At 64.1% G+C, this 22,365-nt stretch carries 23 protein-coding genes; 9 read left to right on the forward strand and 14 right to left on the reverse strand.

Annotated features, from left to right (window positions below):
* On the reverse strand, nucleotides 1–720 hold a 720-nt coding region (locus P0D71_RS10325; RefSeq protein ID WP_408479876.1), incomplete at its 3' end, for a class I SAM-dependent methyltransferase.
* Between the two features lie 169 nt (nucleotides 721–889).
* On the opposite strand from P0D71_RS10325, the gene P0D71_RS10330 reads away from it, so the two are divergent.
* The 5 genes from P0D71_RS10330 (at nucleotide 890) to P0D71_RS10350 (ending at nucleotide 6,315) form a co-directional block, all read left to right on the forward strand.
* Nucleotides 890–1,702 carry a helix-turn-helix transcriptional regulator gene (locus tag P0D71_RS10330; RefSeq protein ID WP_091796285.1) on the forward strand — a complete coding sequence of 271 codons (813 nt, stop codon included), beginning with the start codon at nucleotides 890–892 and terminating at the stop codon, nucleotides 1,700–1,702.
* 138 nt (nucleotides 1,703–1,840) lie between these two features.
* A complete protein-coding gene (argH, locus tag P0D71_RS10335; protein ID WP_091796287.1) occupies nucleotides 1,841–3,247 on the forward strand; it encodes an argininosuccinate lyase in 1,407 nt (468 codons plus the stop codon).
* Nucleotides 3,248–3,679: 432 nt separating this feature from the next.
* Entirely contained in the window at nucleotides 3,680–4,141 is a 462-nt protein-coding gene (locus P0D71_RS10340) for an energy transducer TonB family protein (protein ID WP_408480073.1), read from the forward strand.
* A 485-nt stretch (nucleotides 4,142–4,626) separates the two neighbouring features.
* A complete protein-coding gene (locus P0D71_RS10345) occupies nucleotides 4,627–5,934 on the forward strand; it encodes an MFS transporter (RefSeq protein WP_091796293.1) in 1,308 nt (435 codons plus the stop codon).
* Nucleotides 5,935–6,135: 201 nt separating this feature from the next.
* Nucleotides 6,136–6,315: a hypothetical protein gene (locus tag P0D71_RS10350; protein ID WP_091796295.1), complete on the forward strand. Its 180-nt coding sequence runs from the start codon at nucleotides 6,136–6,138 to the stop codon at nucleotides 6,313–6,315.
* Nucleotides 6,316–6,368: 53 nt separating this feature from the next.
* On the opposite strand, the gene P0D71_RS10355 is transcribed toward P0D71_RS10350, so the two are convergent.
* Together P0D71_RS10355 and waaC are read right to left on the reverse strand one after the other, a co-directional pair.
* Complete coding sequence (locus P0D71_RS10355; protein WP_177205004.1) at nucleotides 6,369–6,506, reverse strand: hypothetical protein; 138 nt, start codon at nucleotides 6,504–6,506, stop codon at nucleotides 6,369–6,371.
* Between the two features lie 536 nt (nucleotides 6,507–7,042).
* On the reverse strand, nucleotides 7,043–8,047 hold the full coding sequence (gene waaC / locus P0D71_RS10360) for a lipopolysaccharide heptosyltransferase I (protein WP_408187217.1): 1,005 nt from the start codon (nucleotides 8,045–8,047) through the stop codon (nucleotides 7,043–7,045).
* A 210-nt stretch (nucleotides 8,048–8,257) separates the two neighbouring features.
* Here waaC and P0D71_RS10365 point away from each other — a divergent pair, with 210 nt between their 5' ends.
* The gene (locus tag P0D71_RS10365) at nucleotides 8,258–9,739 is read left to right on the forward strand and encodes a chloride channel protein (RefSeq protein WP_408479877.1); all 1,482 of its coding nucleotides are present in this window, start codon (nucleotides 8,258–8,260) and stop codon (nucleotides 9,737–9,739) included.
* On the opposite strand, the gene P0D71_RS10370 is transcribed toward P0D71_RS10365, so the two are convergent.
* The 7 genes from P0D71_RS10370 to map form a co-directional block, all read right to left on the reverse strand.
* Complete coding sequence (locus tag P0D71_RS10370; RefSeq protein ID WP_408479878.1) at nucleotides 9,733–9,963, reverse strand: hypothetical protein; 231 nt, start codon at nucleotides 9,961–9,963, stop codon at nucleotides 9,733–9,735. The two genes, P0D71_RS10365 and P0D71_RS10370, sit on opposite strands and share 7 nt — an antisense overlap.
* 10 nt (nucleotides 9,964–9,973) lie before the next feature.
* Nucleotides 9,974–10,285, reverse strand: a complete 312-nt coding sequence (locus tag P0D71_RS10375) for a YXWGXW repeat-containing protein (RefSeq protein WP_091796302.1) — start codon at nucleotides 10,283–10,285, stop codon at nucleotides 9,974–9,976.
* Nucleotides 10,286–10,610: 325 nt separating this feature from the next.
* The gene (gene minE, locus P0D71_RS10380) at nucleotides 10,611–10,865 is read right to left on the reverse strand and encodes a cell division topological specificity factor MinE (RefSeq protein ID WP_091796304.1); all 255 of its coding nucleotides are present in this window, start codon (nucleotides 10,863–10,865) and stop codon (nucleotides 10,611–10,613) included.
* Between the two features lie 14 nt (nucleotides 10,866–10,879).
* Nucleotides 10,880–11,695, reverse strand: a complete 816-nt coding sequence (gene minD, locus P0D71_RS10385) for a septum site-determining protein MinD (RefSeq protein ID WP_006048490.1) — start codon at nucleotides 11,693–11,695, stop codon at nucleotides 10,880–10,882.
* Between the two features lie 102 nt (nucleotides 11,696–11,797).
* Nucleotides 11,798–12,640, reverse strand: a complete 843-nt coding sequence (gene minC, locus P0D71_RS10390) for a septum site-determining protein MinC (protein ID WP_408187214.1) — start codon at nucleotides 12,638–12,640, stop codon at nucleotides 11,798–11,800.
* A 245-nt stretch (nucleotides 12,641–12,885) separates the two neighbouring features.
* Nucleotides 12,886–13,419, reverse strand: coding sequence for a GNAT family N-acetyltransferase (locus P0D71_RS10395; protein ID WP_091796308.1), 534 nt, complete (start codon nucleotides 13,417–13,419; stop codon nucleotides 12,886–12,888).
* Nucleotides 13,420–13,591: 172 nt separating this feature from the next.
* Nucleotides 13,592–14,377 (reverse strand): type I methionyl aminopeptidase, encoded by a 786-nt coding sequence (gene map / locus P0D71_RS10400; RefSeq protein WP_091796311.1) that lies wholly within the window; start codon nucleotides 14,375–14,377, stop codon nucleotides 13,592–13,594.
* Nucleotides 14,378–14,780: 403 nt separating this feature from the next.
* On the opposite strand from map, the gene P0D71_RS10405 reads away from it, so the two are divergent.
* The 3 genes from P0D71_RS10405 to P0D71_RS10415 all read left to right on the forward strand — a co-directional run bounded on the left by P0D71_RS10405 (nucleotide 14,781) and on the right by P0D71_RS10415 (nucleotide 18,364).
* The gene (locus P0D71_RS10405) at nucleotides 14,781–15,758 is read left to right on the forward strand and encodes a ferritin-like domain-containing protein (RefSeq protein WP_408479879.1); all 978 of its coding nucleotides are present in this window, start codon (nucleotides 14,781–14,783) and stop codon (nucleotides 15,756–15,758) included.
* A gap of 121 nt (nucleotides 15,759–15,879) precedes the next feature.
* On the forward strand, nucleotides 15,880–17,205 hold the full coding sequence (locus P0D71_RS10410; protein ID WP_408479880.1) for an Nramp family divalent metal transporter: 1,326 nt from the start codon (nucleotides 15,880–15,882) through the stop codon (nucleotides 17,203–17,205).
* Nucleotides 17,206–17,293: 88 nt separating this feature from the next.
* Complete coding sequence (locus P0D71_RS10415; RefSeq protein WP_408479881.1) at nucleotides 17,294–18,364, forward strand: alpha/beta hydrolase; 1,071 nt, start codon at nucleotides 17,294–17,296, stop codon at nucleotides 18,362–18,364.
* A 42-nt stretch (nucleotides 18,365–18,406) separates the two neighbouring features.
* On the opposite strand, the gene P0D71_RS10420 is transcribed toward P0D71_RS10415, so the two are convergent.
* Genes P0D71_RS10420 through P0D71_RS10435 form a run of 4 tightly spaced genes read right to left on the reverse strand, consistent with a single transcriptional unit; the run spans nucleotide 18,407 to nucleotide 22,297 of the window.
* On the reverse strand, nucleotides 18,407–18,919 hold the full coding sequence (locus P0D71_RS10420) for a chalcone isomerase family protein (protein WP_408479882.1): 513 nt from the start codon (nucleotides 18,917–18,919) through the stop codon (nucleotides 18,407–18,409).
* A gap of 1 nt (nucleotide 18,920) precedes the next feature.
* Nucleotides 18,921–20,132, reverse strand: coding sequence for a class I SAM-dependent methyltransferase (locus tag P0D71_RS10425; protein ID WP_408187209.1), 1,212 nt, complete (start codon nucleotides 20,130–20,132; stop codon nucleotides 18,921–18,923).
* A gap of 12 nt (nucleotides 20,133–20,144) precedes the next feature.
* Nucleotides 20,145–20,999 carry a DUF1365 domain-containing protein gene (locus P0D71_RS10430; RefSeq protein ID WP_408479884.1) on the reverse strand — a complete coding sequence of 285 codons (855 nt, stop codon included), beginning with the start codon at nucleotides 20,997–20,999 and terminating at the stop codon, nucleotides 20,145–20,147.
* Complete coding sequence (locus P0D71_RS10435) at nucleotides 20,996–22,297, reverse strand: NAD(P)/FAD-dependent oxidoreductase (RefSeq protein ID WP_408479886.1); 1,302 nt, start codon at nucleotides 22,295–22,297, stop codon at nucleotides 20,996–20,998. Before P0D71_RS10435 ends, P0D71_RS10430 begins: the two co-directional genes overlap by 4 nt.
* Nucleotides 22,298–22,365: the final 68 nt, after the last annotated feature.

A 22,365-nucleotide genomic window follows, 5' to 3' on the forward strand; every position in this document is an offset into this window, starting at 1 on the left:
GAACGAGCCGTCTTCCTGCACGTCGAAATATTGACGGACTTCATCCGGTGCGGACGCCCACATCGAGCGAATCGCCACCACGCGCGGCTCCGGCGTGCGCATGCGCGCCACCCACGAACTGAACTCGATATCGATGCGCCAACGCTCGCGAATCGATGCTTGAAGACCCGCCGCGGCGAATAACGCGAGCCATTCGTCGGCGCGGTAATCGCGGATATGCGACGCATCGCGCAACAACTCGATCGCCTGAATATGCGTGTCGAGCAGCGGATGATCACTGCCGGCGATATCGATGAACAGCACCTTGCCGCCCGGCTTCAGCACGCGACGCACTTCGGCGAGCGCGAGCGGCACGTCGTGCCAGTGATGCGCGCTCATCCGGCTGATCACCCAGTCGAACGAATGATCGGCGAACGGCAGCACCTCGGCCGCGCCCTGCTGCGTGCGGATGTTGTCGAGGCCGCGCTCCTTAGCGGCGCCCTCCACCGTCGCCAGCATTGGCGGCGCGATGTCGTACGCGACCACCGCTTTCGCGTGCGGCGCCACCGCGAAACTCGCGTGGCCCGCGCCGCAGCCCATGTCGAGCGCCGTCGCATCCGGCGTCGCCGCGATCGCTTCGGCCAGCGTCCGCAGATCGGCGCCGGTGGCATGAGTCGGGCTCGTCAGATAAGCGGCGGCGGTCGAGCCGAAGGCGTCGGCGACCTGATCGTGATGCTTCATGGAAGGCTCCGGTTAGGGGTGTCGGGTAGCGCTGGCAGGCGTCGTGCCGTTCCAGCCGCTACATCGCTACAATAGAGCCCGCCGTGTACCAGTACAAGTTAAGCAATTATTCTGGTATCTCTATTACCTCCCTGCGCTTCGCCGGCCCAACACCAACCGCCCGCTCAGAATGACCACGCCGTCTTCCGCCGACCACCCGCCGCCACTCGACGCCACGCCGGCCCGCGCGCTCGGCGACTTCATCCGCGCGCACCGTGAGCGGCTCTCGCCGCAAGCGGTCGGCCTGCCGCCCGGTCCGCGCCGCCGCACGCCCGGACTCCGGCGCGAGGAAGTCGCGCAACTGTGCGGCGTGAGTCCCACCTGGTACACGTGGATCGAACAGGGCCGCCCGGTTTCCGCTTCCGCCGAGGCGCTCGCGCGTATCGCGGTCGCCTTGCAACTGTCGCGCGCGGAGCGGGCCTATCTGTTCGAACTGGCCGCCCAGCGCGACCCGGCGGAGCCCGATCCGGCCGCCGCCGACGCCCCCGCCACCCTGCTGGAAACCGTGCAGCTCGTGAACGCGCCGGCCTACGTGCTCGACCGTCAGTGGAATGCGCTTGCGTGGAATGCGCGCGCCGCCGACCTGTTCGTGGGCTGGCTGGATGGCGCGCACGACCGCAATCTGCTGCGCTACACGTTCACCGAACCGGCCGCGCGCGAGCTGATCGTCGATTGGGAAACGCGTGCGCGGCGGCTCGCCGCCGAATTCCGCGCCGACTCGATCCGCCATCTGAACGACGCGCCCACGCGCGGGCTGATCGACTCGCTCACTGCGGCGAGCGACGCGTTCGCGCGCTTCTGGGCCTCGCAGGACGTGGGCGGCCGCGAAGGCGGACGGCGCGAGTTCAACCATCCGCGCGAGGGCCGCATCGTGTACGACCAGATCACGTTCAAGCCGGCGCATCGGGAGGATTTGAAGCTCGTGGTGCTGGTGCGTGAGTAGGCGATGAACTGGCTTGACGCCCCGCCGGTGTTAAAATCCCTGTCTTTCTCCGCTTAGGCGGCTGCTTCGCACGGTACGTGCATGCGCGCCGTCAGCCTCCTCACCGCTCGCTCAACTGCCGCTTAACTGCCCAACACCATGACGTCCCAACTGCACAAAAAAGGCGAAGCCTGGTCGGCTCGCTTCTCGGAGCCGATGTCGGAGCTCGTCAAACGCTACACGTCGTCGGTTTTCTTCGACAAGCGTCTGGCGCTCGTCGATATCGAAGGGTCGCTCGCGCACGCCTCGATGCTGGCCGCACAGAAGATAATCGCCGCCGACGACCTCGCCGCGATCCAACGCGGCATGGCGCAGATCAAGGGTGAAATCGAGCGAGGCGAGTTCGAGTGGCAACTCGATCTGGAAGACGTGCACCTGAACATCGAAGCACGCCTGACCGCGCTGATCGGCGACGCCGGCAAGCGCCTGCACACCGGCCGCTCGCGTAACGACCAGGTCGCGACGGATATCCGCCTGTGGCTGCGCGGCGAGATCGACCGGATCGGCGGCCTGCTGACCGAATTGCGTACGGCCCTGCTCGACATGGCGGAGAAAAACGCGTCGACCATCATGCCGGGCTTCACTCACCTGCAAGTGGCGCAGCCGGTCACGTTCGGCCACCACCTGCTCGCCTACGTCGAAATGTTTTCGCGCGACGCCGAGCGCATGATCGACTGCCGCAAGCGCGTGAACCGTCTGCCGCTCGGCGCGGCTGCGCTCGCCGGCACCAGCTATCCGATCGACCGTCACGCGGTGGCGAAGACGCTGGGCTTCGACGGCATCTGCGCGAACTCGCTGGACGCGGTGTCCGACCGCGACTTCGCGATCGAATTCACGGCGGCGTCGGCGCTCGTCATGACGCACATCTCGCGCTTCTCCGAAGAACTCGTGCTGTGGATGAGCCCGCGCGTCGGCTTCATCGATCTGGCCGACCGCTTCTGCACCGGCTCGTCGATCATGCCGCAGAAGAAGAACCCGGACGTACCCGAACTCGCGCGCGGCAAGACCGGCCGTGTGAACGGCCATCTGATCGCGCTGCTCACGCTGATGAAAGGCCAGCCGCTCGCGTACAACAAGGACAACCAGGAAGACAAGGAGCCGCTGTTCGATACCGTCGATACGGTTGCGGATACGCTGCGCATCTTCGCTGAAATGGTCGCCGGTATTTCGGTGAAGCCGCAAGCCATGCGCGACGCTGCGCTGCAAGGCTTCTCGACGGCAACCGATCTGGCCGACTATCTGGTCAAGCGCGGCCTGCCGTTCCGCGACGCGCACGAAGCGGTGGCGCTCGCCGTGCGCGTGTGCGCGGATCGCGGCTGCGACCTGGCGGATCTGACGCTCGAGGAAATGCGTAAGGAACTGCCGAACGTCGCACATCTGATCGGCGAGGACGTGTTTTCGTATCTGACGCTGGAGGGGTCGGTGGCGAGCCGCAATCATCCGGGTGGCACGGCGCCGGAGCAGGTGCTCGCAGCGGTGAAGGCGGCGCGTGAAGCGTTGAAGTAAGGGAGGCGCGCGGCATGCGGTGAGCCGGCGACAATGTGCTCATTGCTTGCTTCGCACCTTCTTGCGCAGGGCTTGCGGCTTGCAAACAGAAAGGCGAACTCGTTATCGGGCTCGCCTTTTGTTTTTCCGCTGCGCACAAGAAAAAGCCCGCGCGAAGCGGGCTAAATGAAAGACTTCCACCGATGCCTCTCGAAAGAGGCCATCGAAGTGTAGGCGTGTTTTCGCCGCGCACCAATCCGCTCATATTTCAGGCTATTACAGGGGCTCGGCCACGAACACCGGGCGAACGCCAATTGCTTCCTGGCGTATTTTGACTACCATCAAGTTAGACCCTGCCCCATGTTTTCTCCAACGACGATGCTCACCCGCACACGTCACCTTCGCCGCCTCACCGCACGCCGTACATCAGGCTTCAACGCCTGGCAGGCGCCTATGCGCGGCATGCTGTTCGCCGCAGCGCTGGGCATCGCGCTGGCCGGCTGCACCATCACGCCGCCGCCCCACCCGGTCGTCTCGACACCCGCGGCCGCCGTCAACAGCGCGACGCTGGACCAATATAGCGATGCCGTGGCCAGACGCATCATCGAACGCAATCCGTCTTATGTGCTGCGCGGCACGCCGCAAGCCATGCTGCGCTCGCTCGTCGTGGTCTCGTTCACGGTGGACCGCAACGGTCACGTAGTGCAGTCGTCGGTGTACCGCACCAATGGCGACGACGAAGCCGAGAGCACCGCGCTTGCCACCTTGCGCCGCGCCGCGCCGCTGCCGCAACCGCCCGGCAAATTGCTGAACGGCCGCGGTCAGCTCGAGCTTTTCGAAGACTGGCTGTTCAACGACGACGGCAAATTCCAGCTCCGCGAGCTCGCTTCGCCGCAAGCGCTAACCATTGATTGAACGCGCTTAACCTCTCGCAACGCACGCGGCCAAACCGCAGCCGCCTTGCTGCGCCGCCGCCGCGCTCGCTATAATTTTCCGATTCCCTGCGCCGGAGCCTTCCGGCACGGCTCACACCGCCCGCTCACCCGCCGGCGCGGCAAGAGTCCGATTGCAGCGGCCGCCCGCGCCATCCGCGAGCGCCGCCTGCTCGATGCACGACGCGCGCCCCGTGATCCCACATAGTCAGTGCGTTGCGCCGCACCGGCCGCCTCGGCTTGCTAGTCGCCCACATCCCGCCTGATTATTCCCCTGGTGTGGCCGCGTTCGCGGGCTGACTTTGCCGGTTGCCGTTGTAAGCTGTCGCTTAGTCGCCCGCACCCCACGTGGCCGCCCACCGGCCGCGCGAGGAGCAAGCGCGAACCCAAACAAAGATGCCGCCACTCGCGCACCGCCCGCTCACGCACCGGGGCGCTTCACGGCATCACGACATATGGAGACCCTGCATGTCCACATCGCCGATTTCCGCGGCCCAGCCCAACGCGGCCGGGCAGAACAAGAGTTCGCGGATCATCTTCGCGAGCTTTATCGGCACCGCGATCGAGTTCTACGATTTCTACGTCTATGCGACCGCCGCGGCGCTCGTCATCGGACCGGTTTTTTTCCCGCATGGCTCGGCGACGGCTCAGGCCTTGTCGGCCTTCGTCACGTTCGGCATCGCCTTCGTGGCGCGGCCGATCGGCTCGTTCCTGTTCGGTCACTTCGGCGACCGCATCGGCCGTAAGTCGACGCTCGTCGCGTCGCTGCTGGTGATGGGCGTATCCACCACGCTGATCGGCTTCGTGCCGGGCTACGATTCGATCGGCAGCCTCGCGCCGATCCTGTTGTGCATCTTGCGTTTCGGCCAAGGCATCGGCCTGGGCGGCGAATGGGGCGGCGCGGCGCTGCTCGCCACCGAGAACGCCCCGGCCGGCAAACGCGGCTGGTTCGGCATGTTCCCGCAGCTCGGGCCGTCGATCGGTTTTCTGGCATCCAACGGCCTGTTCTTCGCGCTGGCGCTTTCGTTGAGCGACGAGCAATTTCGCAGCTGGGGCTGGCGCGTGCCGTTCCTCGTAAGCGCCGTGCTGGTCGCGCTCGGCCTGTACGTGCGGCTGAAAATCGCCGAGACCCCGGCATTCCAGGCGGCGATTGAGCGCCAGGAACGCGTCAAGGTGCCGATCGCCACACTGCTGTCGCAACACTGGGTGCCGACTCTGCTCGGCGCGCTGGCGATGGTGGTCTGCTACACCCTCTTCTATAACGCCACCACGTTCTCGCTGTCGTACGGCGTCTCCGTGCTGCATATTCCGCGGCCGACATTCCTCGGCCTGCTGTGCATAGCCGTGGTGTTCATGGCGCTCGCCACGCCGCTGTCGGCCTGGGCCGCCGACCGCTATGGACGCAAGCCGGTGCTGATCGTCGGCATCATCGCGGCGATCCTGTCGGGCTTCACGATGGCGCCGCTGCTCGGCAGCGGACAGACGTCGCTCGTGCTGCTGTTCCTCGTCATCGAACTGTTCCTGATGGGCGTGACCTTCGCGCCGATGGGCGCGCTGCTGCCGGAGCTGTTCCCGACCAACGTGCGCTATACCGGCGCGGGCGTGTCGTACAACCTCGGCGGGATTCTTGGCGCGTCCGTGGCGCCGTATATCGCGCAAATGCTCGCCGCGCGCGGCGGGCTGCCATGGGTCGGGGCGTATGTGTCGATCGCAGCGGCGGTCAGCATGATCGGCGTGCTGTGCATGCGTGAAACGCGCGATACACGCTTGATGTAACGACAGGCGCCGCCTTGGCGCCCGCTTCTCCCCGCGATGCCGCTGCAGAGTGCAATTCTCGCGCTGCTGCGGCGGCATCCACCGCCCCCGCTTCACACCCGCCGCTTGCCGAGCATTCCTGAGTAAATTCCCTGCCTTGCGCGTCTTTTTGACTTGCCTATACTCGACTCGAATAACCCTTTGGCGAGCAGGGAGGCACACATGAACATTCATCTTCACAACGCGGATATCGTGATGATCATTGCGCTGGCGCTGCTAGGTTCATTGTTGCTTGCATTGCGCTTTCGTCCGGCGACATGGAAGGGCATTGTCGTCGAAGCGTTGGCGGCGAATGCCGCGGCTATCGCCGCGGTCGTCGCGTTCGAAATGCTGCTGGCCTGACAAGCACTGAGGGCCGCAGCGCCATGACGCGCCGCAGCCCTCAGCAGGAAACCTTATCGGTAGTAGTAGCCGCCGTGATGGTAGTAGCCACCACCACCGCCGTAGTAGCCGGGTGCGGGTGCGACGATGCAGCCACCGAGTGCCGTTGCGAGCAGCGTGCCTGCGATCAGGCTCAAGACTAAACGTTTCATTTTGTTCTCCATCGAGTCAGATTCATTCGAGCCGAAACCCCGAATGACTCGATTGGACACGACGGCGCCTCGCGCAAGCGTTGCCATTTGTAAGGGAAGATCACGAAGGTGTTACATGATCGTCGCCTGCAACACACTGCGTTCCGTGTGGGCTCCAGACGAATTCACATCAGAGGAAAACACCGCCTATACTGGTTTGAATGTGTCGGGGCGGCGCGGCCCTTGCTGGCAGCGCATACGCAATGCAAACTGCAAACGCGACCCGGCTTGCGGCGAAACGAATGCACAGCGGTAACGCCTTCGCACGACGCGCGAATTATCTGCGTAGGCAAGTAGGCACCCAACGAAAAGCGACACATTTAACAGGCGTGTAATGCGCGGCGCCTGTTGCGACGATTCCTCTCCGCCCGCTGTTCCCCGACGCGGGCGTTTTTTGGAGGCGTTACGAGGCAGCGCTTATTGGTTTGGGCACTGTACGTCACGCCTCTTTTCTTTTCGAGCAAACGATTGCGTGAGAAAGACCGCGCATGCTGCGCTCAGGCAGCGGTCGAGCCGTGTTGCACGGCCACGTCATGCGGCTCGGTATGAACGTAGTCGATCGCTTCGAGCGCGTCGCTGATGGACGGCACTGACTTGCCGTCGCCAATCGAGATGGAGCGGAACGGCGATTCGATGCCGTAATGCGCGGGCGGCGTCGCCACGAAGATCATCACCGTGCGCTTCTGCAGCGCGTGCGCAAGATGGACAAAGCCCGTGTCGGTGCCGATCACGAGGGCGCACGCGTCGATCATCTGCGCGATTTCGGTGACGCTCATTTTGGGCAGCACGGTCGCGCCCGGCAATTGCGACGCGATCTGCTCCGCTTCGAGCCGCTCGCCTTCCGAACCCCACGGCAACACCAGTTGAAAACCGCGTTGCGTCAACTCGCGGCCGATTGCCACCCAATGACTCACCGGCCACTTCTTGTCGTCTTTTGAGGTAGCGTGAAAGAACGCCGCGACCGGCGCACCGGTCGATACGAACGGCAGCTTCCCAGCCTCCGGCAGACGCAGCTTGAACACCGCCGGCCCTTCTATCTGATAGCCGAGCGCCTCACCCGCGTTGATGCGCATGCCGTGCCATGCATTGCACTTCGGACGCCGGCCAAAGCGCCCGGTATAAGCGAACGCGGCGCCGCGCTCGCCCAGGTCCGGAGCCTGATAGCCGATGCGCCGCGACGAGCGCGCCAGAAACGCGATGATCGCGCTCTTGTACACGCCCTGAATGTCGATGATGAAATCGTAGCGATACGCGCGCAATTCGGCGATGGACGCCCAGATCGATTTGAAATCGGCCCAACGGCGCGCTTTCTTGAAGCGGCGCAACGGCGCGCACAGCACGCGGTCCACGTTCTCGCTCCAGTGCACCACTTCGGCGAATGCTTCGTCGGCGGCCCAATCCACCTGAACGCCGGGAAACGCGCGTTTGATATCGGCGACGACGGGCAGAGCCTGCACGATATCGCCGAGTGAAGTGACCTTGACGATAAGGACGCGCTTCATTGAAGACCTGTGAGTTGTTCGAACATCAAGACATTTTAGCCGACGGAAGGGACAACCTTTACCGAACCGCGCAGCGCGGACGTCGGTCATTAATACGGGGGCTTACGTCGGAGCCATACACGCAGCCTTTTACACCATTTCAAAATACTTTCACACCGATTTATGGGCCTTGCGCGCCTTATACTGGCCCCTTTGCGCCAGCACTCGCCTATGTCCGTGCCACTTCCGCTTCGCTCGTCCAACATCGTTCGCCGCGCACGACGACTCTGGCGCCAATACGGCGTCTTCTGGCTCGGCGCGATCGCGGTCGGCCTCGTCGCCGTGCTGTACGCGAGGTTGATCGACTGGGGTTACAGCGAATTCCGCTCCCTTCAACACGAGCATGTGTGGGCGCCCCTGATCGTTACGCCCGCTGTCGGCGCGCTGGCCGTCTGGCTCACACGCAAATTTTTCCGCGGTGCCGAAGGCAGCGGCATTCCGCAGGTCATCGCCATCCTTCACTCGAAACCCGGCGAATACGGCGCGCGACTGCTGTCGTTTCCGATTCTGTTCGGCAAGATCGCCGTGTCGTTTCTGGCGATTCTCGGCGGCTTCACGATTGGCCGCGAAGGTCCGACCGTGCAGGTCGGAGCCGCGCTGATGTTCAATCTGCGGCGGCTCTATCCGCGCTCGAACGCATTGATCGAACGGCAACTGGTGCTGGCCGGCGCGGCGGCGGGCTTGTCCGCCGCGTTCAACACGCCGCTCGCCGGGATCGTCTTCGCGATCGAGGAATTGACGCGCAGTTTCGAGGCACGCACGAGTGGCGTGCTGATTACCGCGATCATCATCGCCGGCGTGATCGCGCTCGGGCTGAACGGCAATTACACCTATTTCGGCACCATTCAGATCGGCGCGCACTTCCCCGATCTGATGGCGCTTGCCGTGCTGCTCACGGCGGTCGTCACCGGCCTCGCGGGAGGCGCGTTCGGCTGGCTGCTGCTGAACACCGCGCGCTGGATTCCGGAGCCGCTGCGTCAGTTGCATAGTGAACGTCCCGTTACGTTCGCGGCGCTGTGCGGGTTGGTCATCGCGGTCGTCGGTCTGATGTCGGGCGGCACGACTTTCGGCAGCGGTTACGCGGAAGCGCGCGGCTTGCTCGACGGGCACGCGCAGTTGTCGGTGTTCTATCCGTTCATGAAGATGATCTCCATGGTCAGCTCATACCTGCCGGGCATTCCGGGCGGCATTTTCGCGCCGTCGCTGTCGATCGGCGCGGGCTTCGGCAATCTGCTGCACGGGGTGTTCGGCTCGATGGATTTACCCATGCTGATCGCGCTCGGCATGGTCGGCTATCTGGCCGCCGTCACGCAATCGCCGATCACCTCGTTCGTGATCGTGATGGAGATGATCAACGGCCATGCGCTGGTGATCTCGCTGATGGCCACTGCGCTGATTTCGAGCCGCGTGTCGCGGGTGTTCGCGCCGCCGTTGTATGAGTCGCTAGCGGCGCGTTATATGGCGCCGCTGCCGCAGCCGGCGCCCGTATCGGTGCCGGAAGTGCCTGAAGTCGGAACGCCTGAAGTGGAAGCGACTGAAGTCGTAGCACCCGAAGGCGAAGCACCCGAAGCCCTTGCGCCCGGCTCGAGCAACGCGGAAGTCGACGAAGACCCTCGCACCGAAGGCAAGGGCAACGCCGCACCGCGTCAGTAGACAACAACACCCGGCGCGTGCACATACAACGGCCGGCCCGGCACGACGACACAGCCGGCCAGCATGACCGCCAGAACGGCGAGCAGAAGCAGATTCTTCTTCATCACAAGGGTTTCCTGAAGCGCGCGGGCTGCCGCTACGCCGAGTGCGTACACGGCGCCTGCGTCGTCGAGATGGAAGGAGTGGCGCGCGGCATCTGGCGTGCCGCGACGCGCATGGTTCAAGCCCGTGGCGTTATGCCCAGTGGCCTTCGACCCAGTGGTAGTTAGGACCGTGCGCGACCCAGTGGCCCGGCACCCAGTGATAGCCGACGCGCTCAGCTTGCCAGTGGCCGCCAATCCACACATAGCGGCCATGGTCCCAGCGCCAATGGCCGCGATCCCACACATAACCGACGCGCGGCGCCGGCGCCGCTTCGTAGCGCACCGGCGGCGGCGCGGACGGCGCGATCACGACGACTTCCGCGGCCGATGCCGAGGCCACGGAGGCCGCGCCGGCAGCGATCAACACGGTGTTGGCGAGCAGCAAACGAAAGGTCTTGTTCATGTTGTCCCTCTGTAGGTGAACACCGAAAGCGGCGTTACCGGTTTAATGCGTGAGGGGACGCAGCGGCTGACTGTGGGCGTGTAACGCCGCACGCTGAAGTGCAACGGATTATTTCGACGCACGGCAAACACCCGCGCCAAAGCAGCCAACGCACTTGCATGCGAATCCAATGACCGAGGCAGCCGGAACAACGAAGAGGAACAGCGTAGCGGCGCGAGCCGGCGCGCTCGCGCGCCACCGCGCGTTACGTCATCTAGACGCAACGCAACAAAGCGCGCAGCGCGTCACATGAAACCGGCTGCGGGAAGAAACAGGCCTCGGGCAATCAGGCCTGCGGTATTTCGATCTTGACCTCGAGCACTTCGAGATCGTCCTGGCGTTCGAGGCTCACGCGAATATCGTCATTGGAAATCTTCACGTACTTCGAGATCACGGCCACCAGTTCGCGTTGCAACGCAGGCAGGTAATCGGCAGGCGCATGGCCGCCGGCGCGCTCATGCGCGATGATCAACTGCAGGCGTTCCTTCGCTACCGACGCGGACTTCTTCTTCTCGCCCAGCAAAAACGAAAGAATCGACATTACGTGCGCTCCCCTTACTTGGTGCCGAAGAGGCGCTGCAGCAGCCCGGGCTTCTGGTAGTCGGTAAAGCGAAGCGATTTCTGCTCGCCGAGGAAACGCGACACGACGTCTTTATAGGCTTCGGCCACGTCGGTGCCGTCCAGGTGCACCGCCGGCAAGCCCTGGTTCGATGCGTGCAGCACCGCTTCCGATTCCGGAATTACGCCGATCAGGTCGATGCGCAGAATTTCCTGGATGTCGGTGAGCGACAGCATTTCGCCTTCGCTGACGCGCTTCGGGTTATAGCGGGTGATCAGCAGGTGTTCCTTGATCGGCTCCTTGCCTTCGATCGCGCGCTTGGTCTTCGACGACAGAATGCCGAGAATGCGGTCCGAGTCGCGCACCGACGACACTTCCGGATTCGTCACGATCAACGCTTCGTCGGCGAAATGCATGGCGAGCAGCGCGCCCGATTCGATACCGGCCGGCGAATCGCAAACAATGAATTCGAAGTCCATCGCGATCAGGTCGTTGATGACCTTCTCGACGCCTTCCATGGTCAGCGCGTCCTTGTCACGCGTCTGCGAGGCCGGCAGGATAAAGAGGTTCTCGCACTTCTTGTCCTTGATGAGCGCCTGGTTCAGGTTCGCTTCACCCTGGATCACGTTGATCAGGTCATACACCACGCGGCGTTCACAACCCATGATGAGGTCGAGGTTACGCAGGCCGACGTCGAAGTCGATCACGGCGGTTTTGCTGCCACGCAGAGCGAGGGCTGATGCAAAACTCGCGCTCGTGGTCGTCTTGCCCACGCCACCCTTGCCCGAAGTCACCACAATGATTTTTGCCATTACCCTTACCTTGTGTTCGTCAAATTCATCAATTATGTGCGGCCATATTTGCCGTGAAACGCCGCGTGCCGCAATGGATCGAGGCAGCGCGCTTCACGTCGATTAAGTGAGCCGCAGCGGTTCGATCATCAATTTCTCTTCTTCGAGCCAGATCTGCACCGGCTTGCCGAGCACATCGGCCGGCAGTGGGTTCTCAGTCGTTCGATAGATGCCCGCGATCGAGATGAGTTCCGGTTCGAGACACGTGCAGAAAATGCGCGCGTCGTGATTGCCCTGCACGCCGGCCAGTGCCCGGCCGCGCAACGGCGCGTAAATATGGATGTTGCCTTCCGCGATCACTTCCGCGCCGTAACTCACGAGACCGAGCACGACCAGGTCGCCCTTGGCGTAAATGCGTTGACCGGAGCGCAGCGGCTTGTCCACCACCATGGTTTGCGACGAAGTGGCAAGACGCACCGGTTCAGCGGCGGGAGCCGGATCGACGGCGGCGGCCGTGGCCGGCGTGCCGCTTTCCGGCGTGAGCGCGGCGGCTTCGAACAGGTCCGACGGCGGCGTGGCCGTTGCGGCGGTAACAGCCGGCGCCGCAGCGGCGGCGTTGTCTTCGTCAGCGGATTTAGCGGCGGCGCCGCGGCGGTCGCGTGCTTCGAGCAGCGGCAACGCGGATTCCGCTGCCCAGGCCTGCTGCGCGTTGGCGACCACGCCGACCGGCCGCATGCGCACGCTGTCGAGCAGTTGCGCGATGTCGGCGAGCGGCACGCGTTCGTTCTCGGCAAGGCGCCGCACGTCGATCGCGACGACGTCGTTAGCGAAAAATTCAGGGGTCGCCTCGAAGCGCCGGGTCAATTCGGCACGCATGGCGTCGAGGTCGGTTGTCTTGACCACGAACAGGAGCGTGTCGACAGAGCCGCTGCGAAGTTCGAAAAAGGGCGATTTCTTGGGCGACATAGCGTTCGGCAAAAATTTTTGCGTATTTTACAGGCGTCGACGCGCGCGGCCAGCTTTTTTGCCGGGAGAGCGGACCGACGCGATGAGGATGCGGCCATGGGCAGCCCACCCGGTAGAGCCGCCATGGCTTTGCAGGGGGCAACGAGGTAGCTGCGGAAGCCGCGCTTCGCGCCGATGACCCGGCGACGCTCGCTCAGAAGACACGAATGGGAATCGAGCGGCAGGCTGACGCGCCGCTCGCGGGATCACTGCTGAAACACCTGCGAGGTGGTCGGCACGTGGCGCACCAGCAAACTCTCAGCCTGATCCGGCGCACGTGCCACACGCCGGTGCTCGCCGGTCGGACCGAAGCCGAGCGCCTCGTAGAAGCGCATGGCATTGCGATTGGCGTCGGCGACCCACGCGTAGATTTCGGTAGCGCCTTCATTGGCGAGCCACGCGGCGGCCGAATCGACCAGCAACTCGCCGCCACGCAGATGACGCACGGCCGGCGCCACCCACAACTCGCAGACGAACGCGCGGCGCGCCGCGGTGTCGTCGAAATGCGCTTCGATCAGTCCGGCCGGATGGCCCTCGGTGTAAAGAATGAAAGTGGTGACGGTAAAGGAAACCGCATGATCCGCGGCGGTGGTGTCGAAGCTGGCGGCGTCGGCCGACAACGCGTCCTCGAGCGTGGCGCCGAAGGCATACGGTGCCTCTCGCAGCGACGCGGTACGGAGTTCGCGGAAAACGGCGCCCTGATCAGCGGCGATACGGCGAACGGTCAATGACGGACTCATGCAGACGAAAACCCCTTGAAACCCTAAGGCGTAGCTTTAACCGAACCGGCGCGAGAGTCAAATCATTCTTTACCGGATTGTGGGGAGCACGCACGGCGCCCTGGACAAACTCCGCAGCATTTCGCGCGCCCGCCTCGGCCTCGCGGCCAGAGGTGGCACGACCTTCACACGCTCACGGCGCTTCGTAGCTGCCGGTGCCGTCCGGCCACGGCGTCAGCAGTTCGTAGCCCTCTTCGGTCACGGCGATCATGTGTTCCCATTGCGCCGACAGCGAACGGTCTTTGGTGACCACGGTCCAGCCGTCGCGCTGCACGGCCGTGCCGGCGCGGCCGGCGTTGATCATCGGCTCGATCGTGAAGACCATGCCGGGCTTCAAACGCACGCCCTGCCCCGGCTGGCCGTAATGCAGCACCTGCGGATCTTCGTGGTAGACCTTGCCGATACCGTGCCCGCAGTAGTCGCGCACGATCGAGAAGCCGTCGCGCTGCGCGATCTTCTGAATCGCATGGCCCACGTCGCCGAGCGTCGCGCCCGGCTTCACTTCGCGGATGCCGGCGAGCATCGCTTCATAGGTCGTGTCGATCAGCTGGCGCGCCACCGTGCTCGGCTGGCCCACGCAATACATGCGGCTCGTGTCGCCGAAGTAGCCGTCCTTGATGATCGCGACGTCGATATTGATGATGTCGCCGTCTTTCAGGATCTCGCCGCGATTCGGAATGCCGTGGCACACCACCGAGTTCACCGAGGTGCAAACGGTCTTGGGAAATCCCAAATAGCCGACATTTGCCGGAATCGACTTTTGCGTATTGACAATGTAGTCGTTGCACAGTGCGTCCAGTTCGTCAGTGGAGACACCGGCCTTGACGTGCTCGCCGATCATTGCCAGTACGTCGGCCGCGAGGCGGCCGGAAATGCGCAGCTTGGCGATGTCGTCGGGAGTCTTGTAGGTAATGGCCATGAATTCGGTCGATATGGGTCGAATGGGAGGTCGATGTTCAATCGATCGGCCAATTGTACAGAGGATCGCGGCCGGGCTTGCGCGAGCCGCGCGAAACTGGCCGCGCTGAAGCACAACTGTCACGCGGCAAGACACGCTGCCGCTACCGCTTGCCACCCTCAGCGCACATCATGCTGCGAACGCACACAGAAATCTTTTGCGAGGTTTGCATCTAGCGGCAGATTCGTTCCGTAAAGGCGTTTGAGGACTCGCTCTTCTCCCTGCATCGTTTAGTTCTTCTCAGAAGAACGGGGGCCTCTTTGCGTCCGCGATTTGCGTCGTTGCATCGCGTGGATGGCCTTTGTCCACGCGTATTCGGCACAAGACCGCGGCACTGACAGCGAACCATTTGAGGAGCATCGCCATGTCGGAGTCCAGCAATAAATCAGCATCCCTTATTGATTCGTTCGATCGACGCGTCGAGCGCCGCCTGCAACGTAGACAGTTCTTTCGCAACGCCGGAGGCTTGAGTCTGGGGCTCGTCGGCGGCACGCTGATCAGCGCGTGCGGCGGCGGTTCGGGATCGAGCGTGTCGGCCCAGAGCGCGCCGACCGATGCGGAGATCCTGAACTTCGCACTGAACCTGGAGTACCTCGAATCGCAGTTCTATACGTACGCGACGACGGGCGCCGGACTCGCCGCCAGCATGACCACCGGTGTCGGCACGATGGGCACGGTGATCGCGGGGCAGCAGGTGCCGTTCCAGGATCCGGTTGTCAAAGCGTACGCCAACGAGATTGCCAACGACGAGCGCGAGCACGTCACCTTCCTGCGCAACGCGTTGGGGTCGGCGGCGGTTGCCATGCCCTCGATCGACATCGGCGGCACCGATCCGAACGGCGCATTCTCAAACGCGGCGCGCGCTGCGGGACTCGTACCCGCGGGCACGGCGTTCAATCCGTATGCCAGCGACAACAACTTCCTGCTCGGCGCGTTCATTTTCGAAGACGTCGGCGTGACGGCTTATAAAGGCGCCTCGCCGCTCATCACCAACAAGACGTTCCTCGAGGCGGCGGCCGGCATTCTCGCGGCCGAGGCCTATCACGCCGGCCTCGTGCGTACCGTGCTGTATTCGAAAGGGATCGACATGACAAGTCTCGTCACCGCCGCCAACGCAATTTCTGCCGCACGCGACAGCCTCGACCACAACGGCCACGACGATCAGGGCATCACGGGAACAACCGCCGGCACGTCCAACATCGTGCCGCTCGACACCAACGGGCTCGCATTCAGCCGCAATTACAGCAACGTCCTCAACATCGTCTATCTCACGAGTTCGGCGGCGACCAAAGGCGGCTTCTTCCCGAATGGCGTGAACGGTTCGCTCAACATGAGCGCCTGAAACGCGTAGCCTGACGGGCCGGTTGCATCGGCAACGGGTTGCCGCGATAACGATCGCGCTCACCCGTTGGCCGGCCTTCATTTGCATTGCCTTGAACGCTTGACGACGTACAGGAGCAGTCATGAACGAAGCGATCAGTCAGGGTGCCGTGGCGCAGACCCTCGCCGAGCAGGCCTGTTTCGACATTCGCGAAACGCTGGCGGGAAGACGCCGCGGTCTGCGTGCGGCGCTGCCGTTCGTCGGGCCTGCGGTGGTGGCGTCGATCGCGTACATGGACCCGGGTAACTTCGCCACCAACATTCAGGCGGGCGCGGGTTACGGCTACACGCTGTTATGGGTGGTGGCGGTGGCGAACGTCGTCGCAATGCTGTTCCAGTCGCTCTCCGCCAAACTCGGTCTCGTGACCGGGCGCAATCTCGCCGAGTTATGCCGCTCGGCGCTGCCACGCCGCTATGTGCTCGCAATGTGGGGCATCAGCGAAATCGCGGCAATGGCCACCGATCTTGCTGAGTTCGTCGGCGGCGCGATCGGCGTTTCGTTGCTTACGCATCTACCCATGATGCCGAGCATGCTGATCACCGCCGCCGTCACCTATGGCTTGCTGCAATTCGAAAAGCGCGGCTTCCGGCCGCTCGAACTGGCGATCGCGGCGCTGATCGGTGTGATCGGACTGTCGTATCTCGCCGAGTTGCTGATCGCGCCGGTGCATTGGCCGTCAGTGGTCGCGCATACGTTCACGCCGAGCATGCCCGATAGCAACGCGCTGACGATATCGGTCGGCATTATCGGCGCGACTGTCATGCCGCATGTGCTGTTTCTGCATTCGGGGCTCACGCAGAATCGCGTGAAACCGCGCAACGAAGGCGAACGTGCCAAGCTGCTGCGATTCTCGAATATCGAGGTGGTGGCCGCGCTCGGCGTGGCCGGGTTGATCAACATGGCGATGGTGATCATGGCGTCGAGCGCGTTTCATGCCGGGCACCCGGAGATCGCCAGCATCGAAACCGCGTGGCGCACGCTCACGCCGCTGCTGGGCGGCGCCGCTGCGGGGCTCTTTTTGGCGGCGTTGATCGCCTCGGGCGTGTCGAGTTCGGTGGTCGGCACGATGGCCGGGCAAATGATCATGCAGGGCTTCGTCGGCTTTCATATCCCCGTATGGGCGCGCCGGCTGATTACGATGGTGCCGGCCTTCGTGGTGGTGGCCTGCGGCGTCGACGCAACGCGCGCGCTGGTGCTCAGCCAGGTGGTGCTCAGCATCGCCCTGCCGGTGCCGATGATCGCGCTGGTGTGGTTCACCTCGCGCGGCGATCTGATGGGCCGCTACCGGAATCGCCGGGCGACGACCGTGGCGGCCGTGCTCGGCACGATCGTGGTGCTGGCGCTCAATCTCATTCTGCTGCTGCAGATGGCCGGCATTTCGCCGTGGCCGCCGTTTCACGCCGGATGAGTCTGTAGGACCCTGGCAGGACTGCATCCGGTTGCGGGGTTGTTGCGTACATTGTTCGAACGAATCTTTTCGGACGGACCCTACTCTCATGCCACGACGCCTGCTGACCTTGACCGCCGCGCTGGCGCTCGCCGCTCTCGGCGGCTGCAGCGCGGCAGGCGTGCTCAACGCCGCCGTATCGCACAAGAGTTTTCAGGCCAAGAACAGCCTTGTCTACGGCAATGCGCCGCGCCAGAGGCTAGACGTGTATATGCCAGCCGCTGGCGTGGCGCCGGCTGGTTCGCACGGCCGGCCGGTGGTGGTGTTCTTCTACGGCGGCAGTTGGCAGAACGGCTCGCGCAGCAGCTATCTGTTCGTCGGCGGGGCGCTGGCCTCGCGCGGCTTCGTCGCCGTGGTGCCGGATTATCGGACGTGGCCCGACACGGCGTTCCCCGGCTTTGTCGACGATGCCGCCACCGCCGTGCGCTGGGCCCGCGATCACGCGGCCGAATTCGGCGGCGACCCGTCGCGGATCTTTCTGATGGGCCACTCGGCGGGCGCGCATATCGCCATGCTGCTCGCTACCGACGGCCGCTATCTCGCCGCGCAGCAAATGAGCAAGCGCGACATCAGCGGTGTGATCGGCCTTGCCGGGCCCTATGATTTTCTGCCGCTGAAGGACGCCACGCTCGAAGAAATCTTCCCGCCCGCGTTGCGCGCCGCGAGCCAGCCGATCAATTTCGTGGAAGGCGATGAACCACCCATGTTCCTCGCCGCAGGCCAGCGCGATACGACCGTCGATCCGGGCAACACCGACCGGCTCGCGGCGAAACTGCGTGCTTCGGGTGACACGGAAGTGGAAGTGAAACACTACCCGCGGGTCGGGCATGCGCTGCTGGTGGGCGCGATGGCGGGACCTTTGCGCAGCTTTGCGCCGGTGCTCGACGATACCAGTGCGTTTATCGACGCGCAGACAATGAATCAGGCGCGGCGTTCGCGTGACGCTGCCGGCGGTGTGCAATCGTTGCCCGCCTCTTCCAGCGTGCAGAGCAACGTTTATCAGATACGCCGGCAACGCGCGAAAGCATCCACGGCGCCGTGTGACGATCTGACGGCCGCATCGACACCCGTTGGCGGCGCCGATTGCCAGAAGCAAAGCAACTTGGGCCACGACGAATAAGCGCAGCGCGTGCGGTGAGCCGCGACTTAGTGGAGCGCGAAGCTACTGCGCCGTGCCGAGCAATTGCTTGCGCAGAGTGGGCGCACGCGTCGACGGATCGAGCCAGATACCGAAGAAAGCGCGCGCGAACGCGAGATCGTCGACTTCGTCGGTCATGCGCTCGCCGGCATAAAAACGCACGCCCTTGTCCGGCAGAAACACCGCGCTCAACTGGTCGCCGGGACCGACGTCCACGAAGGCCCTCAGCATATTCGCGCGCCAGCGATCCAATGTATCGGCCGGAATCGGTGCGCCCGCCAGGCGCTTGATCTCGCTGATCCCGGTATCCGCGAGGCGCTCGCGTGTGATGCCGCGCGCGTAGACGATATGCAGCGCAAAGCGCGCGTCGTAATCGACCGGCACGCGTTCGCTCCACATTTGCGCGCGATAGAGCCGAAAGCCGAGCACGCTGAAATCGCCCTCGCCGACGAGTTTCGCGGCCTCCACGTCGGCGCGCCAGTCGGCGCAGGCCGCGCTTGCCCACAACACCAGCACGAGTGCCGCGAGCGAGCGCACGTCAGTCCGCCTTCGAGAGGACGAACTGCATGACGTCCGTGCGGCCTTCGTCGAAGCCGGCTTCGCAATACGCCAGATACAGCCGCCACGTCCGCACGAAAATCTCGTCGAAACCTTGCGTGCGGATCGTGTCGAGTTGCGCTTCGAACGCGGCGCGCCAGCGGCGCAGCGTTTCCGCGTAATCGCGCCCGAATGCGAGCGACGTGCAAGTGGCGAGCTTGCCACGCCGCGCCGCCTGAGCAAAACGCTGCGGACTCGGCAGCATGCCGCCCGGGAAAATGAATTCGCGGATGAAGTCGCTCGTCGCGCGATACGCGGCAAAGTGCGAGTCGTCGATCGTGATGGTTTGCACCAGCGCGCGAGCACCCGGCCGCAGACGTTCGCGCAGAATGCGGAAGTACGCCGGCCAGAATTTTTCGCCGACCGCCTCGAACATTTCGATCGAAACGATGCCGTCGTACTGCCCGGTCAAGGTGCGGTAGTCGCGCAGTTCGAGTTGCACATGCTCGCTCAAGCCGGCTTCGCTCACGCGCTTCTGGCCGAATTCGAGCTGCGCCGGCGAGATCGTCACGCCATGCACATGAATGCCCAGGCGTGCCGCGTGCATCGCAAAACCGCCCCACCCGCAGCCGATTTCCAGAATGCGCATGCCTTCGCGCAAACCGAGCGTATCGATGATCCGCTGGTATTTCGCATGCTGCGCGTCTTCGAGCGATTGATGGAAATTGTCGTCGAACACCGCGCTCGAATAGGTGAAGGTCGGGTCGAGCCACTGCGCGTAAAACGCGTTGCCGATATCGTAGTGCGCGTGAATATTGCGCCGGCTGCCCGAGCGCGTATTTGGCCTCAGCTTGTGGCGCAGCCCGTACCAGAGTTGCGCGAGCCAGCCGCCATACACCGTGCGTTGCAGCGCTCGCTCGTTACGTATCGCGACGCGCAGCAGCGCGGCCAGGTCGGGCGTATCGACCCAGAAAGCGCGCCATGCGTCGGCGAAACCGATATCGCCTTTGCGCAGAATCGCGCCGCACGCGCGCCAGTCATGCATCTCCAGGCGCGCGCCGGGCGCCGCATGCGGATCGCCGAACACTCGTTGTTGCCCGTCGGGGGTGATCAGGACCAGATGCCCCACCTGGATCCTTTCGAGCAAGGAGAGAAAAAGACGGCCTGACGCGGGGGCGGTTTGGTGCCCGCTCAGGGTTCTTGAAAGCGCCATGACGAAATCTCCTCAATCGGATGAAACGGGGCGCGCAGCGGCGGTGGGTTGGCCGGCTGCGGCATGATCGGTGGGCGCGTCGGCGGTACGGCCCGGCGCGGGGTGCTTGCCGTAGAGCGGCGCTTTTTTGAGTGCGAGGCGCAAGGCCTGCCAGTGAATTTTCGCGACCACGCCAACCGTCAGCAGTGGCTGGCGCAGCAGCGCGGCGAGCGCGCTCGCGCGTGTCAGTGGCGTCAGGCGGCCGCCCAGTGCGGTGCGGATCAGCAAACCGTCCGCGTCGCGATAGTCGATCGAGACCGACGCGCTGTTGCGTGCTTCCTTGACGCGGAAGGTGTAGCCCCCTTCCACGCGGCAAAACGGCGACACGTGCAGCACTTTCCTGCACACGAGCCGCGTGTCGGCGGTGATCGGCGCGTTGCCTTCCGCGCTCAACAGATAGCTGTGGCGCTCGCCGAATGTATTGCGCACTTCGGCGAGCAGCGCGCGCAGCCGGCCGTCGCGATCGTGACAAAACCAGAAGCTGACCGGATTGAACGCATAGCCGAACACGCGCGGGAAAGCTTGCAGCCAGATCCGGCCGTTCGCTTCCGCGATGCCGGCAGCCGATAGTTGCGCGCGCATCCATGTGGCGAGGTCGCTGCCGTCGCGCGGACCGTGATCACGCTGATAGAGACTGAGCGGCCGCCAACGGTCGATGCCGAACCAGCCGCTCTCGAGCGAGCTCAGCCGATCCAGATCGCAGCGCACGTAAAACACCGGGTAGATGAAGCGATGATGCTTCGGCCGCAGACGCTCGTGCATCACCTTGCCGGTCAAAAGCCAGGCTGCTGGAGCGGCGTCGCTGTCGTTATCGCTGGGCGGTTTCATAGCTTGGCCCATGCCGGCGATGCATCGAAATCCGCGGCCACGCGCAGCGCCGATTTCAGACCGTCCTCGTGAAAACCATAGCCCGTCCACGCGCCCGCGAACCAGGTGCGGCGTTTGCCTTGCAGTGAAGGCAGACGGTGCTGCGCGTCGATGGCAGCCAGATCGAACAGCGGATGATCGTAGATGAAGCGGCGCAGTTCGGTGCCCGGCGCCGGCTGCGCCACCGGGTTGAGCGTGACGACGAGCGGCGTCCTGAACGGCAGCGGCTGTAACTGATTGACCAGATAGCTCACGCACACCGGATGCGTGCCGTCGACGCCGCGGCTGCCCAGGTAATTCCACGCCGACCACACGCGCTCACGACGCGGCAGCAGATTCGTGTCCGTGTGCAGCACCGCGACGTTCGGCTGATAGCGCACGGCGGCGAGCACGCCGCGCTCGTCGTGATCGGCGTCTTCCAGCAGGCGCAGCGTGGTCGGCGCATGCGTGGCGAGCACCAGTGCGTCGAAACGCTCGGTGCCGCTGTCGGTGAAGACGTCCACGCCGTCGGCATCGCGCCGCACGCCACGCACTGCCGTGCCGAGACGGACATCGTCGAGCGTGCCGGCGATGCGCCGCACATATTCCCGGCCGCCGCCGACCACGGTCTTCCACTGCGGCCGGCGGTTCACCTGCAGCAACGCGTGGTTCAGACAGAAGCGCAAGAACGTCGTGGCCGGGAACGCAAGGATATCGGCGGTGGCGCTCGACCAGATCGCGGCGGCCATCGGCAGCAGATATTGACGCTGGAACGCGCCGCCGTAACCGCCTTGCGTCAGCAGTTCGCCCATAGACGCGCGCGTTTGCGTCGCCAGTTCGAGGTTGCGTTGCGCGCTGCCGTTAAAGCGCATGATGTCGCGCAGCATGCCGATAAAGGTCGGCGAAAACAGATTGCGGCGCTGCGCGAACACCGTGTTCAAACTGGTGCCGGCCCATTCGAGGCGCCCTTCGTCGAGCGAGACGGAGAAGGTCATCTCGCTCGGGTGCGAGCGCACACCCAGTTCATCGAACAGCGCGATCAGGTTCGGATAGGTGCGGTCGTTGAACACCAGGAAGCCGGTGTCGACGGGATGCGTGTGGCCTTCGAGCGAGACGTCCACTGTGTTGGTGTGGCCGCCCAGGTAGCCGGCCGATTCGAACAGCGAGACACGATGGTTGCGCGCGAGAAGATAGGCGCTGGCCAAACCCGAAATACCGGCGCCGATGACCGCGACCCGCGAGCCGCGCGGTAGTGGTGAGGTCGGTGCGGAATGGGGCATGGGCGCGTCTCCTGTTTGGGGGCGCGCGGTCGGTTAGTGGGGTGTGACGGGGCTTGCGCGTCCTTGAG

The sequence above is a fragment of the Paraburkholderia sp. RL17-383-BIF-A genome (assembly GCF_046028015.1).
Taxonomy (GTDB): domain Bacteria; phylum Pseudomonadota; class Gammaproteobacteria; order Burkholderiales; family Burkholderiaceae; genus Paraburkholderia.

Coding starts and splice junctions, on each gene's coding strand:
- P0D71_RS10330 (WP_091796285.1), top strand. CDS start 890: ATGACCACGCCGTCTTCCGCCGACCACCCGCCGCCACTCGACGCCACG.
- argH (WP_091796287.1), top strand. CDS start 1,841: ATGACGTCCCAACTGCACAAAAAAGGCGAAGCCTGGTCGGCTCGCTTC.
- P0D71_RS10340 (WP_408480073.1), top strand. CDS start 3,680: ATGCGCGGCATGCTGTTCGCCGCAGCGCTGGGCATCGCGCTGGCCGGC.
- P0D71_RS10345 (WP_091796293.1), top strand. CDS start 4,627: ATGTCCACATCGCCGATTTCCGCGGCCCAGCCCAACGCGGCCGGGCAG.
- P0D71_RS10350 (WP_091796295.1), top strand. CDS start 6,136: ATGAACATTCATCTTCACAACGCGGATATCGTGATGATCATTGCGCTG.
- P0D71_RS10355 (WP_177205004.1), bottom strand. CDS start 6,506: ATGAAACGTTTAGTCTTGAGCCTGATCGCAGGCACGCTGCTCGCAACG.
- waaC (WP_408187217.1), bottom strand. CDS start 8,047: ATGAAGCGCGTCCTTATCGTCAAGGTCACTTCACTCGGCGATATCGTG.
- P0D71_RS10365 (WP_408479877.1), top strand. CDS start 8,258: ATGTCCGTGCCACTTCCGCTTCGCTCGTCCAACATCGTTCGCCGCGCA.
- P0D71_RS10375 (WP_091796302.1), bottom strand. CDS start 10,285: ATGAACAAGACCTTTCGTTTGCTGCTCGCCAACACCGTGTTGATCGCT.
- minE (WP_091796304.1), bottom strand. CDS start 10,865: ATGTCGATTCTTTCGTTTTTGCTGGGCGAGAAGAAGAAGTCCGCGTCG.
- minD (WP_006048490.1), bottom strand. CDS start 11,695: ATGGCAAAAATCATTGTGGTGACTTCGGGCAAGGGTGGCGTGGGCAAG.
- minC (WP_408187214.1), bottom strand. CDS start 12,640: ATGTCGCCCAAGAAATCGCCCTTTTTCGAACTTCGCAGCGGCTCTGTC.
- P0D71_RS10395 (WP_091796308.1), bottom strand. CDS start 13,419: ATGAGTCCGTCATTGACCGTTCGCCGTATCGCCGCTGATCAGGGCGCC.
- map (WP_091796311.1), bottom strand. CDS start 14,377: ATGGCCATTACCTACAAGACTCCCGACGACATCGCCAAGCTGCGCATT.
- P0D71_RS10405 (WP_408479879.1), top strand. CDS start 14,781: ATGTCGGAGTCCAGCAATAAATCAGCATCCCTTATTGATTCGTTCGAT.
- P0D71_RS10410 (WP_408479880.1), top strand. CDS start 15,880: ATGAACGAAGCGATCAGTCAGGGTGCCGTGGCGCAGACCCTCGCCGAG.
- P0D71_RS10415 (WP_408479881.1), top strand. CDS start 17,294: ATGCCACGACGCCTGCTGACCTTGACCGCCGCGCTGGCGCTCGCCGCT.
- P0D71_RS10425 (WP_408187209.1), bottom strand. CDS start 20,132: ATGGCGCTTTCAAGAACCCTGAGCGGGCACCAAACCGCCCCCGCGTCA.
- P0D71_RS10430 (WP_408479884.1), bottom strand. CDS start 20,999: ATGAAACCGCCCAGCGATAACGACAGCGACGCCGCTCCAGCAGCCTGG.
- P0D71_RS10435 (WP_408479886.1), bottom strand. CDS start 22,297: ATGCCCCATTCCGCACCGACCTCACCACTACCGCGCGGCTCGCGGGTC.